13 protein-coding genes and 1 pseudogene are annotated in these 15841 nt (G+C 66.7%); 10 read left to right on the top strand and 4 right to left on the bottom strand.

The window, feature by feature from the left end; genetic code table 11:
* Positions 1–14: 14 nt before the first annotated feature.
* Both AC3A4T_RS07330 and AC3A4T_RS07325 read left to right on the top strand, forming a co-directional pair.
* Positions 15–1571 carry a DUF4139 domain-containing protein gene (locus AC3A4T_RS07330; protein WP_487674773.1) on the top strand — a complete coding sequence of 519 codons (1557 nt, stop codon included), beginning with the start codon at positions 15–17 and terminating at the stop codon, positions 1569–1571.
* Entirely contained in the window at positions 1568–2326 is a 759-nt protein-coding gene (locus AC3A4T_RS07325; RefSeq protein ID WP_487674772.1) for an enoyl-CoA hydratase/isomerase family protein, read from the top strand. The genes AC3A4T_RS07330 and AC3A4T_RS07325 overlap by 4 nt, the downstream gene beginning before the upstream one ends.
* A gap of 139 nt (positions 2327–2465) precedes the next feature.
* Here AC3A4T_RS07325 and AC3A4T_RS07320 read toward each other — a convergent pair whose 3' ends face one another.
* The 4 genes and pseudogenes from AC3A4T_RS07320 to AC3A4T_RS07305 form a co-directional block, all read right to left on the bottom strand.
* Complete coding sequence (locus AC3A4T_RS07320) at positions 2466–3815, bottom strand: substrate-binding domain-containing protein (protein WP_487674771.1); 1350 nt, start codon at positions 3813–3815, stop codon at positions 2466–2468.
* 454 nt (positions 3816–4269) lie between these two features.
* Positions 4270–5121: a sulfurtransferase gene (locus AC3A4T_RS07315; RefSeq protein ID WP_487674770.1), complete on the bottom strand. Its 852-nt coding sequence runs from the start codon at positions 5119–5121 to the stop codon at positions 4270–4272.
* Positions 5118–5992: pseudogene (locus AC3A4T_RS07310) on the bottom strand (CoA pyrophosphatase). The gene AC3A4T_RS07315 and the pseudogene AC3A4T_RS07310 overlap by 4 nt, the downstream one beginning before the upstream one ends.
* A gap of 175 nt (positions 5993–6167) precedes the next feature.
* Positions 6168–6854: an FKBP-type peptidyl-prolyl cis-trans isomerase N-terminal domain-containing protein gene (locus AC3A4T_RS07305; protein WP_487674769.1), complete on the bottom strand. Its 687-nt coding sequence runs from the start codon at positions 6852–6854 to the stop codon at positions 6168–6170.
* Positions 6855–7090: 236 nt separating this feature from the next.
* Between AC3A4T_RS07305 and AC3A4T_RS07300 the strand changes: the two genes are divergently transcribed.
* From AC3A4T_RS07300 to pstA, 8 genes are all read left to right on the top strand, one after another.
* Entirely contained in the window at positions 7091–7873 is a 783-nt protein-coding gene (locus AC3A4T_RS07300) for an enoyl-CoA hydratase/isomerase family protein (RefSeq protein WP_487674768.1), read from the top strand.
* Between the two features lie 74 nt (positions 7874–7947).
* Entirely contained in the window at positions 7948–8331 is a 384-nt protein-coding gene (locus tag AC3A4T_RS07295) for a hypothetical protein (protein ID WP_487674867.1), read from the top strand.
* A 332-nt stretch (positions 8332–8663) separates the two neighbouring features.
* Complete coding sequence (gene nth / locus AC3A4T_RS07290; protein ID WP_487674866.1) at positions 8664–9296, top strand: endonuclease III; 633 nt, start codon at positions 8664–8666, stop codon at positions 9294–9296.
* Positions 9297–9442: 146 nt separating this feature from the next.
* Positions 9443–10735 (top strand): OprO/OprP family phosphate-selective porin, encoded by a 1293-nt coding sequence (locus AC3A4T_RS07285; RefSeq protein WP_487674767.1) that lies wholly within the window; start codon positions 9443–9445, stop codon positions 10733–10735.
* Between the two features lie 264 nt (positions 10736–10999).
* Positions 11000–12019, top strand: coding sequence for a phosphate ABC transporter substrate-binding protein PstS (pstS, locus tag AC3A4T_RS07280; RefSeq protein ID WP_487674766.1), 1020 nt, complete (start codon positions 11000–11002; stop codon positions 12017–12019).
* A 441-nt stretch (positions 12020–12460) separates the two neighbouring features.
* Positions 12461–13546, top strand: coding sequence for a phosphate ABC transporter substrate-binding protein PstS (gene pstS / locus AC3A4T_RS07275; protein ID WP_487674765.1), 1086 nt, complete (start codon positions 12461–12463; stop codon positions 13544–13546).
* A gap of 387 nt (positions 13547–13933) precedes the next feature.
* Positions 13934–14905 carry a phosphate ABC transporter permease subunit PstC gene (gene pstC / locus AC3A4T_RS07270; RefSeq protein WP_487674764.1) on the top strand — a complete coding sequence of 324 codons (972 nt, stop codon included), beginning with the start codon at positions 13934–13936 and terminating at the stop codon, positions 14903–14905.
* A 62-nt stretch (positions 14906–14967) separates the two neighbouring features.
* Entirely contained in the window at positions 14968–15810 is an 843-nt protein-coding gene (gene pstA / locus AC3A4T_RS07265; protein WP_487674865.1) for a phosphate ABC transporter permease PstA, read from the top strand.
* Positions 15811–15841 lie beyond the last annotated feature (31 nt).

Genomic DNA, 15841 nt, shown 5'->3' with positions numbered 1-15841 from the left:
CCATGGAGTTGACGATGAAACAGTCACTGAGCCTGCTCGCCCTGGCCTGCGCATTGGCCGCCTGCTCCGCCGCGCCCTCGGGCGCCGACCGCGCCGAATCCGCGGGCGCCGATACGCCGTCCGACAACACCACCGCCGCCACCGCCGGCGCCAGCACCAAGCTCACCGTCTACAGCGGCGGCTACGAAGCGTTGGCCGGCACCCAGGGCGCCAGCGTCGGCATGCCCGGTTATGCGCTGGTCGAACGGCCGCTGCGCTTCAAGCTAAAGAGCGGCCGCAACGACGTGTCGGAGCAATCGCTGCCGCCGGCGATGGACATCGAAGCGGCGCTGCTGCAACCGCAAGGCGGCGGCGTGAGCGTGATCGGCCAGCGGTATGTCTCCGCGGTCGCGGGCGCGCAGAACGTCATCGTGGTCGCGATCGGGCGCAAGGTCTCGGTCGAACACACCGCCGGCGGCGCCAAGCAGACCGACAGCGGCGTGCTGATCTCGGCCAACAACGGCCTCACCCTTGCTCTCGACGACGGTCGGGTCAAGGTGATCCGCAGCTACGACAGCTTCAGTCTGATCGACAACGACAACCTGCTGCCGCGCCAATCCTCGCTGCAGTGGACGGTCAACGCCGACAAGAGCGGCGACGCCGAATTCCTGCTGTCGTATCCGATGGGCGGCATGGCCTGGCGCGCGGAATACCTCGCCACGCTGGCGCCGGGCGGCGGTTGCAAGCTCGCGCTCGACGGCGCCGCGCTGATCGCCAATCGCTCCGGCGGCGCGTTCAACGGCGCGCGCCTGAGCCTGGTCGCGGGCGAACCCAATCGCACCCGAGACACGGTGGCCGGCAATTTCGGCTACATGGCAGCGGACATGTCCGCTGAAAAGGTGCAGATGGCCGCCGCGCCACCGATGCCGGTCGAACGCGCCGCCGGCGAGTACCACGCCTACGATCTGCCGCAGACGGTCACCCTGGCCAACGGCAGCACCGAACGCATCGCGCTGTTCCCGCGCAACGGCGCGGTCGCCTGCGAACGCATCTATTCCTTCGCCAGCGCCGACAACGACTGGCAACCGCCCACGCCGCTGATCGATCGCGACTACCACGGCCAGACCGGCGATCTGCCGGTGATGTCGAAGGTCGAGTTCAGCAACGACAAGACCTCCGGGCTGGGCCTGCCGCTGCCGGCCGGGCGCGTGCGGGTGTTCGACGGCGGCGATTTCCTCGGCGAATCGGCCCTCGGCCATACCCCGGCCAATGCCCAGATCAAGCTCGAACTCGGCAAAGTATTCGACCTGAGCGGCAAGCGCGAAGCGACCGCGTTCAAACTGGACCGCAGCGGACGCACCATCACCGAATCGTTCGCGATCACGCTCAAGAACGCGAAGAAGAACCCGGCCACGGTTCGGGTCACCGAGCCCTTGCCGCGCTGGGCCGATTGGGAGATCGTGTCCTCCAGCCTGCCGTCGAAGAAGAAGGACGCGCGCCATGCCGAGTTCGACGTGGCGGTGCCGGCCGACGGCGAAACCAAGCTGACCTACACCGTGCGTTATCGCTGGCCCCAGGACGTCAAACCATGAATTGCGTAGAAACCATCCAACACGGCGACATCGTCGAAATCAAGCTGGCGCGCGCGCCGGTCAACGCGCTCGATCCCAAGCTGTGCAACGCCACGCGCGAAGCGCTGGAAAGCGCGATCCATCACGGCGCCCACGGCATCGTGCTCAGCGGCGGGCCGAAGGTGTTCTCGGCCGGCCTCGACGTGCCCTACCTGCTGTCGCTCGGCGAGCAGCGCGATCATCTGCTGCTGGCATGGCAGTCGTTCTTCGGCCTGGCGCGCGCGTTGGCGTCCGCGCCGGTGCCGGTGGTCGCGGCGATCGCCGGCCACGCTCCGGCCGGCGGCTGCGTGCTGACCCTGTGCTGCGATTACCGGGTCATGGCCGCGGGCAATTACCGCATCGGCCTCAACGAAACCCAGGTCGGGCTGGTCGCGCCCGAAGGCATCCAGCGCCTGATGCGGCGAGTGATCGGCCACTACCGCGCCGAGCGCCTGTTGATCGCCGGCGAGATGGTCGACGCCGACACCGCGCTGCGGATCGGCCTGGTCGACGAACTGGTCGAAATCGACGCCGTCAGCGAACGCGCGCGCGCCTGGCTGGCGCAGCTGCTGATCCTGCCGCGCAGCGCGATGCTGCAGACGCGCTTGCTGGCGCGCGCCGATCTGGTCGAAGCGCTGCGTCCGGAACACATCGAACTCGATCGTTTTGTCGATGCGTGGTATTCGCCGGATACCCAGGGTGCGTTGAAGGCGTTGGTGGCGAAGCTCGGCAAGTGATGAAGCGAGGAGTGAGTGCAGAGGAGTGAGAAGTGAGTAAAAGCAGGGTCGCCGCTCGCTCCTGCTCACTTCTCACTCCTCTACACTCACTCTGGCTCTTACTCACTCCTCTGCACTCACTCCTCGCTTTAAACTCGCTTCAAAGCAGCCACACCTCGACCCGCTCATTGCGGTAACGCGCGCCCGCGTTGCGACTCGAGGTTACCGGCAGCGCCGTGCCCATTCCGCGCGCCTGCTGCACTTTCAGCCCGCGCGACATCAGTTCCTGCGCGACCAGATCGGCGCGGTCGTTGCTCATCATCATCGCGGCCATGCTCGAACCCGCGCTGGCGTCGGCGAAACCGATCACCAACAGACGGCGGCCGCGATTCGGCGGCAACTGCATGAACGCGCGCAGGCGATCGAGATCGCGCACCGCGCGGCTGTCGTAGACGCTCGCGGCGACGCCGGCCTCGCCGGCACCGTTGAAATTGAAACGCAGGTTCAGCGGCAAACGCACCGCGCCTTCGACCAATTGCCGGTACTCGACCGGCCCGGCGGTCATCGCGCGCGCACGGCCCGGCACCAAGGTCACCGCGAGATGGCCGCTGCGCGCGACCGCGCGCTGGCCGGCGCGGGTCATCGCGTACAGCGCGAAGCTGCGGCTCAACGCGCCCATCATCTGGCCGCCGTACAAATACAGTCGCCGGCTCAGCGGATAGTCCTCGCCGAGCACTTCGGTGCGGGTCGGCACGATCGCGCGGCCGCCCTCGGCGATCGCCAGCGGCCGGGTGCCGTCGCCGTAATGTTCGCCGATCGGAATCAGACCGATCGCGAGCGGATCGGCCGCGACCGCGGCGACCAGTTCGCGCGCGCTGGCGTGCAACTGCGCTTCGGCGAACGCCGCGCCGCGCATAACCCGCTCGTTCATCAGGTCGCGCACCGCGCCGGCGTTCGGGTCCAGATGCACGCGCACTTCGCCGGCCGCGCCGCCGAGCTCGCTCCAATCGCGCGACTGCCCGGAAAACAGCTTGCGCAGTTGGTCCAGATCCATGCGCAGCACCGGGTTGCGTCGATTGACCACCACCGCGACGCCGTCCAGCGCGACCACGAATTCCTGATCCTGCGAACCCAGATCGCCGAGTTGCCAGCCGGCATCGAGTTCGACCGCATTCGGTCGCCGCGTCATCATCGCGATCTGCGCTTGGCCCTCGACCAGATCGGCGAAACCGCGCGCCGAATCGCTGGCGTCGATCTCCACCACCAGCGGCAGGCCATCGCGGCTGGCATGGATTTCGGTCAACGACGCGCGCGGACGCGAGCTGCGGATGCCGGTGTAGCCGATATCGCGCAGCCAGGCTTCGGCCAACGTGGGCACGAGCGCATGCGCGAGCGTGTTGGAACCATGGATGCGTACGCGTTCGGCGTCCTGCGCCCGGGCGGGCGCGGCGAACAGGGACGACAGTGACGCGAACAACAACAGCAACGGCAAAACCACGGCACGCAACATGGTGCGCACTCCCCCTGTGCGAATTTGGCGCAAGGATGGGTGCGGCCTGTGACGCCGCCATTACGCGATGCGCGTCACTTCGGTAACGCAATGGAATTAGCACATTGCGCAAATCGTATGAGCGATTGGGGCGGTGTGTTTTGCATAGCGGTGTCGTTCTCACACGGGACTACCGCGATCGCACGGCATGAACGCCCATCAAAGGCCATGCTCGCAACTCAAATCCGACGCCAGTCCGGTCCCAAACTGTAGGAGCGGCGTAAGCCGCGACCGCGAATCCGCGACTACGGCGCAAATCACTACCGCGCAGTTAGGGCAATTATCCTTCGGCCAGCGACGGCGCGAACGGCTGCATGACGGTCGCGGCTTGCGCCGCTCCTACAGGTAGCGTTCGTCGCAACAAGGGAAGTGGTAGATCGTTTTCGATCGGATCGCGGCGCGCTACTCCGCCCGCTCAGCTGTCGCCAGTCGCAATCGGCCGCTGCGAATCCTCGATCCAGCCGCTCCACGATCCGGTATACAACGCCGCCCCGTCGAACCCGGCATGCGACATCGCCAGCAAATGGTGGCAGGCGGTAACGCCCGAGCCGCACATCGCCGCGACCTGCGACGGTTCGCGGCCATCGAACAAGGGCGCGAATTCAGCCGCCAACACCTCCGGCGACTTGAAACGCCCGTCGTCGAGGTTGAGCGCATAGGCGCGATTGCGCGCGCCAGGCACGTGGCCGGCGACGCGGTCCAGCGGTTCGACTTCGCCGCGAAAACGCTCGCCCGCGCGCGCATCGATCAACAGCCCGCCCGAGTCGAGCAGGCCGCGTACGTCCTGCGCGTCGAGCAGGCGGCGCGCATCGAAGCTGGCTTCGTACTGGGTCGGTTGCGGCGTGGGAATCTCGGCATCGCTCGGCAGACCGAGCGCGCTCCAGCGCTGCCAGCCGCCGTCGAGCACGGCCACGCGGCGATGGCCGAGCACGCGCAGCAGGAACCACAGACGCGAAGCGGCCAGTGCACCATCGGCGCTGTCGTAGACGACGACCTGGTGCTGCGGGGTGATACCCCAGCGGCCCAGAGTCGCGGTGAAATCGGCCGCGTCCGGCCACGGATGGCGGCCGCCGGTGGTCTTGCGGTGATCCGACAGGTCGCGATCCAGGTCGGCGTAACGCGCGCCCGGGATATGCGCCTGACGATAAGCCTGCTCGCTCGCGGCGCGATCGGTCAGCGAGGTGCGCGTGTCGACGACGATCAGATCCTTGTTGCCCAGCGCGGCCGCCAGGTCTTCGGCCGATACCAGCGTGGTCCAGTCGCTCATCGCGTCGTCTCCAGTCGTTGTCGCAGATTCAACAGCATCGACGCCGTCGCGCCCCAGATGCGCTGGGTTGGATAGCGGTACTCCAACACATGTCGCGCGCGGCCCTTGTAATCCAGGGTGCGGGTGGTCAGGTTGGCCGGATCGAGCAGGAAATCGAGCGGCACTTCGAACACCTGCGCCACTTCATTGGGATCGGGCCGCGCGACATAGTCCGCATCGATCACCGCGACCAGCGGCAGCACCCGGAACCCGGTGATGGTCACCAGCGGATCGAGAAAACCCAGCGGCGCGATCAACGCCGGCGGCACGCCGATCTCTTCCTCGGTCTCGCGCAAGGCCGCGGCGACCGCGTCCTCGTCGTCGGGCTCGATGCGGCCACCGGGAAAACTGACCTGACCGCCGTGCTGGCGCAGACCGTCGGTGCGGCGGGTCAGCAGCACCTGCACGCCGTCGCCGCGCGGCACCAGGCCGACCAGCACCGCGGCTTGCGCGCGCAGCGCGTCGGCCGGCAGCAGGTCGGTCAGATCGTCGAGGTTCCAGCCGTCGCTCTCGGGCGCGGCATCGAGCGGATGCAGCGCAGCGATCAGGCGGGTGCGCGCGCGCGAATCACCGTCGAGGAAATTCCTATCAAAAAGAGCCCCGTCGAAACCCGAATCGGATGCGGCCCCGCTCATCGAACCCTCGACTCGCGCAGCGGCAACACATCCTCCATCAGGCGCAGGCGCTCGTCGTCGTTCATCTGCGACCAGCGCGCGATTTCCGCGGTCGTGCGCAGGCAGCCCTCGCACAGGCCGTCGTCGCCGAGTTGGCAAATGCCGATGCACGGGCTCAGCACCGCGCGAAAAGTCGTCATATCGTCCACCGAGGCCATGCCGCCATTCTGCCTGGCGACACGGCGGGGTAAAGCCCTGCCGGCGCGCCGGCAAGCAGATCGGAATATCGGCGCGGCGCGCGAGCGGATGACCGCTCACTCATCGCCGGACCCCAGAAACGACTTGCGCCGGACATGCCGGCGCAAGCGCATCACACTTTCGTTCGCGCCGGTCTTACTTGACGCTGACCAGCTTGATTTCGAACTGCACCGCCACGTTCGGCGGATACGGGGTACGCGGGTCGGCGCCGTAGGCCTGCGCCGACGGCAGGGTCACTTCCCACTTCGCGCCGGTCGGCATCTGCAGCAGCACTTCGCGCATCGCCGCCATTTCGATCTCGCTGACCTTGATCGACGGGATCGCATTGGCCGGACGCGCCTGCGCCGGACGCTCGCCGAACGGGAACGGACCGGCGACTTCAAGCGCGACGGTGCTGGACTGGGTCGGCTTGGCGCCGCTGCCCGCGTCGATCACGCGGTACTGCACGCCGCTCGGCAGCACCTTCACGCCGGCCTTGGCCTTGTTGGCGTTGATGAAGGTGTCGCTCTTGGTCTTGTTCTCGGCGGCGGCCTTGTCCCACTCGGCCTTGGCCTTGTCCTGCTGGCGCTTCTGCATGTTCTGCACCGCGGTGCGCAGCTGGTCGACCGCGACCGCGGGCTGCTTCTTCGCGTAGCCGTCCTGCAGGCCCTTGACGATCGTGTTCACATCGACTTGTTCGCCGCTCTCCACGGCGTTGCGGCCGAGGTCGTAACCGAGCGCGTAGCTCAGCTTGCCCTTCTCGGACGAAGTGTCCTGCGCGACGGCGTTGCCGGCGGTCAGTGCCAGGGCTGCGACGGCGGCAGCAATCAAACGCAACTTCATTCGGTGGAATCTCCGGTGGTGGCACGGAAGGCGCGAGGCCGTTCCGATCAGCTGGGGGCAGTTTCCAAAGCCCCGATAGGTAAAGCCCGGTTCGGTCGTAAGGCCGCAACAGGACGGGTTAGGATACCGGCGGCAGCGCTTAACCGCCACTGACGCCCCCGGATCTGACCGCGCCCCAGGCCCGGAGTTCCACGGCGATCACATCCCCCCCTTTCCCGACATCCTACGGCCATCACATGACCGAATCGCCCCTTCTCGTCGCCGATCGCGGCGCCGTGCGCCAGATCACCGTCAACCGTCCGGACAAGCTGAACGCGCTTAATGCCGCGACCCTGGACGCCCTGCTGGCGGCGTTCGAAGCCGCCGCCAACGACCCGTCGGTACGCGCGGTGATCCTGACCGGCGCCGGCCCGAAAGCCTTCGTCGCCGGCGCGGACATATCGGAAATGAACACCCTCAGCCCGGTCCAGGGCCGCGATTTCTCCCTGCGCGGGCAGAAACTGATGCGCCGGATCGAGAAAATGCCCAAGCCGGTGATCGGCATGATCAACGGTTTCGCCCTGGGCGGCGGGCTGGAACTGGCGATGGGCTGCCATCTGCGCATCGCCGCGGACAGCGCCAAGATCGGCCAGCCGGAGATCAATCTCGGGCTGATTCCCGGCTTCGGCGGCACCCAGCGCCTGCTGCGCCTGGCCGGGCGCGCCGCGACCCTGGAGCTGTGCCTGGTCGGTACGCCGATCGATGCGGCGCGCGCCAAGGAGTTGGGCATCGTCAACCGGGTCGTGCCCGCGGCCGATCTGGAAACCGAGACCTACAAGTTGGCCGAGCAGTTCGCCGCCTCGGCGCCGCTGGCGCTGCGCGGCGTGCTCGACTGCGTCGCGGTCGGCGGCGAATGCGGGATCGAGGAAGGCCTCGAATACGAAACCGCGCAGTTCGGCCTGATGTTCTCGACCGACGACATGCGCGAAGGCACGACCGCGTTCCTGGAACGCCGCAAGCCGGCCTTCAACGGCACCTGAGTCGCGCCGTGGCCGTCGTCTCCGCGATCTGTGCCTGCGGCTGCGCCGACCCGAGCGGCGCGGCGGCGCACGCGATCGCGCTGGCGCTGGCGCTGGACGATCTGGATCGCGCGATCACACTCGGCCTGTTGCAGGACGAGTACGCGCCGGTCTGCGCGCATTGCACAGCGCAATGCACGCAGGCCACGCGCGACGCGCGCGAGCAACGGCTGCGCGCCTTGGCTGCGCGCGAACGCTACCGCGCCCGCGATGCGCGCCTGCGACGCCGCGCCGACGAACGCGCCGCGCAACGCGCGGGCGCGACGGCGGCCGTGACACCCGCGAGCAATGCAGCCACCGGCAACCTTATTAATGCGGCCGACGCCGCGCCGACGCCACCGCGTCCGGCCCTGCCCTCCGCGGCCGCGGCCGCGCTCGCGCGCGCCAAGGCCAAAGCCGCGCAACGCGGACCGACCTGATCCCACCAACCCGCATGCCCAAGCCTTTGCCAGCCAAGTCGCCAGCCAAGTCAACCTCGTCCGCCGCGCACACGGCCGGCAAGAACGTCGCGGCGAAAAAATCCGCGGCGGCAACTGACGCCAAGCCAAAGTCGGCGACGGTTAAATCCGCCGCAAGCAAATCCGCCGCCAAGAAAGCTGTCGCGAAAAAGGCCGCGAAAAAGCCTGCGCATACCCTCGGCGGCGCTTCGACCGGCAAGGCTGCAAGCAAATCGGCGAGCAAACCCGCGGCCAAGCCCCCGGCCCAGCGCGAAAAACCCAGCGCGCGCCTGAGCCCGCCGCAGATCGAGGAAATGTTCTCGCGCCTGCAATCGCTCAACCCGCATCCGACCACCGAACTCGAATACAGCACGCCGTACGAACTGCTGGTCGCGGTCGCGCTGTCGGCGCAGGCGACCGACGTCGGCGTCAACAAGGCCACTCGCAAGTTGTTTCCGATCGCCAATACGCCGCGGCAGATCGCCGCGCTCGGCGTCGACGGCCTCAAGCCCTACATCGCCACGATCGGTCTGTTCAACACCAAGGCCGCGAACGTGGTCGCGCTGTCGCAACAACTGATCGACCTGCACGGCGGCGACGTGCCGCGCGATCGCGCCGCGCTCGAAGCATTGCCCGGGGTCGGCCGCAAGACCGCCAACGTCGTGCTCAACACCGCGTTCGGCGAACCCACCATCGCGGTCGACACGCACATCTTCCGGGTGTCGAACCGGACCGGACTGGCGCCCGGCAAGGATGTGGTCGCGGTCGAACAAGCACTGCTCAAAGTTGTTCCCGAACGCTACCTGCAGGACGCGCATCACTGGCTGATTCTGCACGGACGTTACGTTTGCAAGGCACGAAAACCCGATTGCCCGCATTGTGTCATCCGTGATCTTTGTCGCTTCCCGGACAAGACGCCAGGCGATCCGGAGCCCGTAGCGGCTTGATTTTCAACGTGTTTGCAACCGACATGCCGCGGTTGCGCGAGCGTCATCGCAACGTCATGCCCGCGAAATAAGTCAGTTCTGTCACATTTACGCAACTTTCACACCCTAGCCTGCGCGGCATCTCTCCACGCCTCAGGGCTAGACCAATGAAACTCTCCCGCACCACCCTTGCCGTCGCGTTGTTCGCCGCTCTGTCGGCGCCCGCCGCGCATGCTGAAATCGCACTCGACGTCATCGGCGACTCGGAAGTCACCTTCGAAGGTCTGCTCCAGGGCGACTACAACGACTTCAACAGCGACGTGTTGAACCTCAACGGCGACCTGCCCGACGGCAAGGATACCGACAACGAATTGCGCCGCGCCGAACTGGTGCTCAAGGGCAAGGGCCCGGGCAACTTCGAATGGGTCGCCGGCTACGACGCCAAGGCCGACAAGTTCCTCGACGTCAACCTCAAGTACAAGCTCGGCGGCGACGCCAACCACTACGTCCAGTTCGGTCAGTTCAAGCAGCCCAACAGCCTGGAAGAGCTGTCCTCGACCAAGAACAACGACTTCATCTCCAAGGCGATGGTGACCAACACCTTCGGCATCGCCCGCCGCGTCGGCGCCGCCTACAGCTACGGCAGCAAAGACTGGAGCATCACCGCCAGCTACTTCGGCGACGAGCTGACCCGCAATCTCAAGCGCGGCGACGGCTACGGCCTGCGCGGCACCTTCGCCCCGATCAACGAGAAGGGCAACATCCTGCACCTGGGTCTGTCGTACGTGAACCTGGAAGCGGAGCTGGAAGGCAACACCGGCGTGACCAAGGACAGCTTGCGCATCCGCGCCCGTCCGCAGGCCGACCTCGCCGGCGGCCGCCTGGTCGACAGCGGCACCCTGACCAACCTCGATCGCCAGGCCATCGTCGGCGCCGAAGCCATGTACGTGCACGGCCCGTTCAAGCTGCAGGCCGAGTACATGCAGAGCAAGATCGGCCGTTACAAGACCGCCACCCTGACCGGCAAGGACTACACCACCGACAGCTTCTACGTCAGCGGCGTGTGGAACATCACCGGCGAAACCTGGGGCTACAAGGCCGGCGTGCCGTCCACCCCGCTGCCCGATGAGCCCTCCACCGGCATGTGGCAGCTCGCCGTGCGCTACGACAAGATCGATCTGAACGACGGCTCGCTGCGCCCGGGTGCGACCCCGACCGCCGCTCCGATCGTCGACGGCGTGCTCGGCGGCGAGATGGACGCCTGGACCGTCGGCGTGAACTGGTACTGGCGCTCGAACTTCAAGTTCATGCTCGACTACTCGGTCGTCGACAGCTCGCGCTACATCGGCCGCACCAGCGCGACCTACTCGCAGAACCCGGTCTACAACAGCCGTACCTTCAACCGCGTCGTCGACGACAGCCCGAACATCCTGTCGGCGCGCTTCCAGTTCTACTGGTAAGCCGCACCGCTTCATCGCATCAGACCGTACATCTCTCCCCCTCGATCGGCACCGATCGTTCAAGGGCGCGGCCGGTGCCGCGCCCTTATTTTTCCGATCGCCGCGCATCGCCGGGCTCGTCCGCCGCCGATCGCGCGACGGCCGGGATCGGATCGGGGAGCAAGTCACGCGTTCGTCATGTTTCCGACTCGCGACTGACATCGAACCGTTATGCAATGCGCCACAACGGATTCGTGCCAGCCGTCTCTCTCCAGGAGCCTCATCGTGTTCAATACCCGTTCGTTCCGCGTCACCGCGCTTGCACTGGCCGCCGCCTTCGCGTTCAACGCGCAGGCCGCCGACGTGACTGGCGCCGGCGCTTCCTTCGTTTACCCGGTGATGTCCAAGTGGTCGGCCGACTACGCCAAGGCCACCAACAAGAAGGTCAACTACCAGTCGATCGGTTCCGGCGGCGGCATCGCCCAGATCAAGGCCGGCACGGTCGATTTCGGCTCGTCCGACGCGCCGCTCAAGCCCGATGAACTGGCCAAGTTCGGCCTGGCCCAGTTCCCGTCGGTGATCGGCGGCGTGGTGCCGGTGCTCAATGTCCCCGGCGTGGCCTCGGGCGCGATGAAGCTGGACGGCGAGACCCTCGCCAACATCTTCCTCGGCAAGATCACCATGTGGAACGACCCGGCGATCGTCGCGCTCAACGGCGGCGTGCCGCTGCCGGCGAAGAAGATCACCGTCGTCCACCGCTCCGACGGTTCGGGCACCACCTTCAACTTCGTCAACTACCTGTCCAAGGTCAGCGGCGAGTGGAAGAGCTCGGTCGGCGAAGGCACCGCGGTCAAGTGGCCGATCGGCATCGGCGGCAAGGGCAACGAAGGCGTGGCCGCTTACGTCAAGCAGATCCAGGGCGGCATCGGCTATGTCGAGCTGTCGTACGCGCTGCAGAACAAGATGGCGTATTCGCGCCTGAAGAATGCCGACGGCAAGTTCGTGCTGCCGACCGACGAGACGTTCGCCGCGGCGGCGGCCAGTGCGCAGTGGGGTGAGTCCAAAGACTTTTACCTGGTCATGACCAACGCGCCGGGCGAGAACTCCTGGCCGATCACCGCGACCAACTTCATCCTGATGTACAAGCAGCCCAAGAACGCCGAAGGCGCCAAGAACGCCAAGGAATTCTTCCGCTGGGTGTACGCCAACGGCGACGCGCAGGCCAAGACGCTGGACTACGTGCCGCTGCCCGACACGCTGGTCAAGCAGATCGAGACCTACTGGACCACGAGCATGAATTACTGATCCGACCGATCGTCGGGTCCGGGGGATCCTTCAGATCGGGGGAGATCGGTTTTCAATTGCAGTGATCGGATGAAACGGGCCTTCGGGCCCGTTTTGTTTTTGCGGCCCCCACCCCGTCCCCTCTCCCGCGAGCGGGAGAGGGGCTCAGTGCGCGTTTGGGCAAGGCATACGCTGTGGCGCCCGCCGGCTGACCCAACCCCTCTCCCGCCCGCGGGAGAAGGTGGCCCGAAGGGCCGGATGAGGGCCGCTCCAGCCCCCACGCATCGCGCGTTTGTTACCGTCCGCGCCGCCCAAAACCCGCAAAACCGCGACCTCCAGCACCCCGCCCGGCCTTTCACTACAGATTCGTGACGAATCCGTGTCATAGCCGTGTAACAAAAAGATCATCAAATGGCGCCAGCCCAGCCGGCGCCCATGCCGGCCCCCTTGATGGAGCACCGCATGAAATCTTCGCCGGTCCGTATCGCCGTCCTCTCCCTCGCCATCGCGCTGGCCGCCGCCGCGTGCGGCGGCCAGCAGAACCCGGCCCCGGCCGGTGAAGCCAAGACCGACGCAGCCGCCCCCGCGGGCGACCAGGTCGCCGCGCAGATCACCGGCGCCGGCGCCACGTTCATCTTCCCGCTGCTGTCCAAGTGGTCCGACGACTACAACAAGTCGACCGGCGCCAAGGTCAACTACCAGTCGATCGGTTCGGGCGGCGGCATCGCCCAGATCAAGGCCGGCACGGTCGATTTCGGCTCCTCCGACAAGCCGCTGCCGAGCGAAGAGCTCGCCGCCGCCGGCCTGGGCCAGTTCCCCTCGGCGATCGGCGGCGTGGTGCCGGTGGTCAACGTCGACGGCATCGAAGCCGGCAAGCTGCGCCTGACCGGCCCGCTGCTGGCCGACATCTTCCTGGGCACCGTGTCGAAGTGGAACGATCCCAAGATCGCCGCGGCCAACCCGGGCACCACCCTGCCGGACGTGAAGATCAACATCGTGCACCGCTCCGACGGTTCGGGCACGACCTTCAACTTCTCCAACTACCTGTCCAAGGTCAGCCCGGATTGGAAGGCCAAGGTCGGCGAAGGCACCTCGGTGCAGTGGCCCGGCGGCGTCGGCGGCAAGGGCAACGAAGGCGTGGCTTCGTACGTGAAGCAGATCAAGGGTTCGATCGGCTACGTCGAACTGGCCTATGCGCTGCAGAACAAGATGGCCCACACCCAGTTGCAGAACGCGGCCGGTCAGTTCGTGCAGCCCAGCGCCGAAGCCTTCCAGGCCGCGGCCTCGACCGCCGACTGGGCGAGCGCCAAGGACTTCAACCTGGTGATCACCAACGCCACCGGCGAGAAGTCCTGGCCGATCACCGCGACCAATTTCATCCTGATGTACAAGCAGCCCAAGGACGCCAAGCGCAGCGCCGACACCCGCGCCTTCTTCAAGTGGGCGTTCGAGAACGGCCAGGCGCAGGCGCAGGCGCTGGACTACGTGCCGCTGCCGCCGGAACTGGTCAAGCAGATCGAGGCGTATTGGGCGGCTGAGTTCAAGTGACGCATCGGCCCGCGTCCGCTTTGCGGACGCGGCTTTGCCAGAACGTCATCCCCGCGAAAGCGGGGATCCAGAGCCTTCAGCGCAACCCCGCCTGCTTCAGAACGACGCGTCCCTCCACGTGAGAGACCCGTCGCGATGAAGCCCTGGATCCCCGCCTTCGCGGGGATGACGGCAAACGCAACACCGCAATAGTTTTAAGTCGCTGGATATTCGGCCACGCCGAAGTAAAGCAGAGCCCGCGTTCGCGGCAATGACGAGCAAAAAACGCTCGCGGCGCCGCCTACGAACTCCCGCATCTGTAGCTCCTTCGCCTCTCCGCAGCACCCGCCCCACGCGCAGAACCAAGCCCGCCACCGCAAGCCCGGCCACGACGGACCCCATCTCGCAATGAACGCGACCGCCCTACCCGCCCATACCGGCAGCACCAGCCGCGACGGCAAAGATGCGCGCAACGATCGCCTGTTCCGCTACGTACTGACCGCCACCGTCGTCTTCGTGTTGATCGCGCTGGCCAGCGCGGCGCTGTCGATGCTGTGGGGCGGCCGCCACGTACTGGCCGAGGAAGGCATCGATTTCTTCATCACCACCGAATGGAACCCGGTCGAGAACCACTACGGCGCGCTGGTCCCGATCTACGGCACCGTCGTCACCGCGATGATCGCGATGATCATCGCCGTGCCGATCAGCTTCGGCATCGCCTTCTTCCTGACCGAGGTCGCGCCGCGCTGGGCGCGCGGTCCGATCGGCACCGCGATCGAGCTGCTGGCCGGCATTCCCTCGATCATCTACGGCATGTGGGGCCTGTTCGTGCTGGTGCCGGTGATGACCGAGTACGTCACCCCCTGGCTCAACGACAACGTCGGCACCCTGCCGGTGATCGGCAGCCTGTTCCAGGGACCGCCGCTCGGCATCGGCATGCTCACCGCCGGCATCGTCCTGGCGATCATGGTGATCCCGTTCATTTCCTCGGTCATGCGCGAAGTGTTCCTGACCGTGCCGACCCGCCTGAAGGAATCGGCGTACGCGCTGGGTTCGACCAAGTGGGAAGTGAGCTGGGACATCGTGTTGCCCTACACCCGCTCGGCGGTGATCGGCGGCGTGTTCCTCGGCCTGGGCCGCGCGCTCGGCGAGACCATGGCGGTCGCGTTCGTGATCGGCAACTCGGTCAACTTCTCGACCTCGCTGCTGGAACCGGGCACCACCATCGCCGCGCTGATCGCCAACGACTTCGGCGAAGCCACCGAGACCTACCGCTCGGCCCTGCTGCTGCTCGGCTTCGTGTTGTTCATCGTGACCTTCGTCGTGCTCGCCGCGGCGCGCTTCATGCTGATGCAGCTCTCGCGCAAGGAGGGCAACTGATGAGCACCGTCGCCAAGACCGTCGATGCCGACACCCAGCGCCGCCATCGCGTCGCCGATTCGATGTACGGCCGCCGCCGCATCGTCAACACCGTCGCCGTGATCCTCGCCTGCGCCGCGGCCGCATTCGGCCTGTTCTTCCTCGGCTGGATTCTCTACACCCTGCTCGCCAAGGGCCTGGGCGGCATCAACATCGCGCTGTTCACCCAGAACACGCCGCCGCCGATGCAGGAAGGCGGCCTGCTCAACGCCTTCTTCGGCAGCGCGGTGATGTGTGTGATCGCGATCGTGATCGGCACCCCGCTCGGCATCGCCGCCGGCACCTGGCTCGCCGAATACGGCGCCGGGCGCAAGATCGGCACGGTGGTGCGCTTCGTCAACGACATCCTGCTGTCGGCGCCGTCGATCGTGCTGGGCCTGTTCGTCTACACCCTGATCGTGATGCAGACCGGCGGTAACTTCTCGGCCCTGGCCGGTGCGATCTCGCTGGCCTTCATCGTGCTGCCGGTGGTGGTGCGCACCACCGACGAAATGCTGCGGCTGGTGCCGGCGCAGATGCGCGAAGCGGCGTTGTCGCTGGGCGTGCCGCAATGGAAGGTGATCGTGCAGGTGCTGTACCGCAGCGCCTCGGCCGGCATCGTCACCGGCGTGCTGCTGGCGCTGGCCCGCATCAGCGGCGAAACCGCGCCGCTGCTGTTCACCGCGTTCGGCAACCAGTACTGGAGCCACAACGTGATGCAGCCGATGGCCAGCGTGCCGGTGGTGATGAACCAATTCGCCGGCAGCCCCTACGAAACCTGGCAGACCCTGGCCTGGGCCGGCGCCCTGGTGCTCACCTTCTTCGTCCTCGTCGTCAGCCTGCTCGCCCGCGCCCTCGTGTTGCGCAATCGGATCGCCAATGACTGACCTCTCGAATCAACCCGTTGCCCGGACCCCG

The sequence above is a fragment of the Lysobacter sp. Soil_N_51 genome, from assembly GCF_057655755.1.
Note: the sequence above shows the minus strand (reverse complement) of the source record. Positions and strands in the feature narration are given on the sequence as shown.

Coding starts and splice junctions, on each gene's coding strand:
- pstC (WP_487674764.1), top strand. CDS start 13,934: ATGAACGCGACCGCCCTACCCGCCCATACCGGCAGCACCAGCCGCGAC.
- AC3A4T_RS07325 (WP_487674772.1), top strand. CDS start 1,568: ATGAATTGCGTAGAAACCATCCAACACGGCGACATCGTCGAAATCAAG.
- AC3A4T_RS07315 (WP_487674770.1), bottom strand. CDS start 5,121: ATGAGCGACTGGACCACGCTGGTATCGGCCGAAGACCTGGCGGCCGCG.
- AC3A4T_RS07305 (WP_487674769.1), bottom strand. CDS start 6,854: ATGAAGTTGCGTTTGATTGCTGCCGCCGTCGCAGCCCTGGCACTGACC.
- AC3A4T_RS07300 (WP_487674768.1), top strand. CDS start 7,091: ATGACCGAATCGCCCCTTCTCGTCGCCGATCGCGGCGCCGTGCGCCAG.
- AC3A4T_RS07285 (WP_487674767.1), top strand. CDS start 9,443: ATGAAACTCTCCCGCACCACCCTTGCCGTCGCGTTGTTCGCCGCTCTG.
- AC3A4T_RS07320 (WP_487674771.1), bottom strand. CDS start 3,815: ATGTTGCGTGCCGTGGTTTTGCCGTTGCTGTTGTTGTTCGCGTCACTG.
- nth (WP_487674866.1), top strand. CDS start 8,664: ATGTTCTCGCGCCTGCAATCGCTCAACCCGCATCCGACCACCGAACTC.
- pstA (WP_487674865.1), top strand. CDS start 14,968: ATGTACGGCCGCCGCCGCATCGTCAACACCGTCGCCGTGATCCTCGCC.
- AC3A4T_RS07330 (WP_487674773.1), top strand. CDS start 15: ATGAAACAGTCACTGAGCCTGCTCGCCCTGGCCTGCGCATTGGCCGCC.
- pstS (WP_487674765.1), top strand. CDS start 12,461: ATGAAATCTTCGCCGGTCCGTATCGCCGTCCTCTCCCTCGCCATCGCG.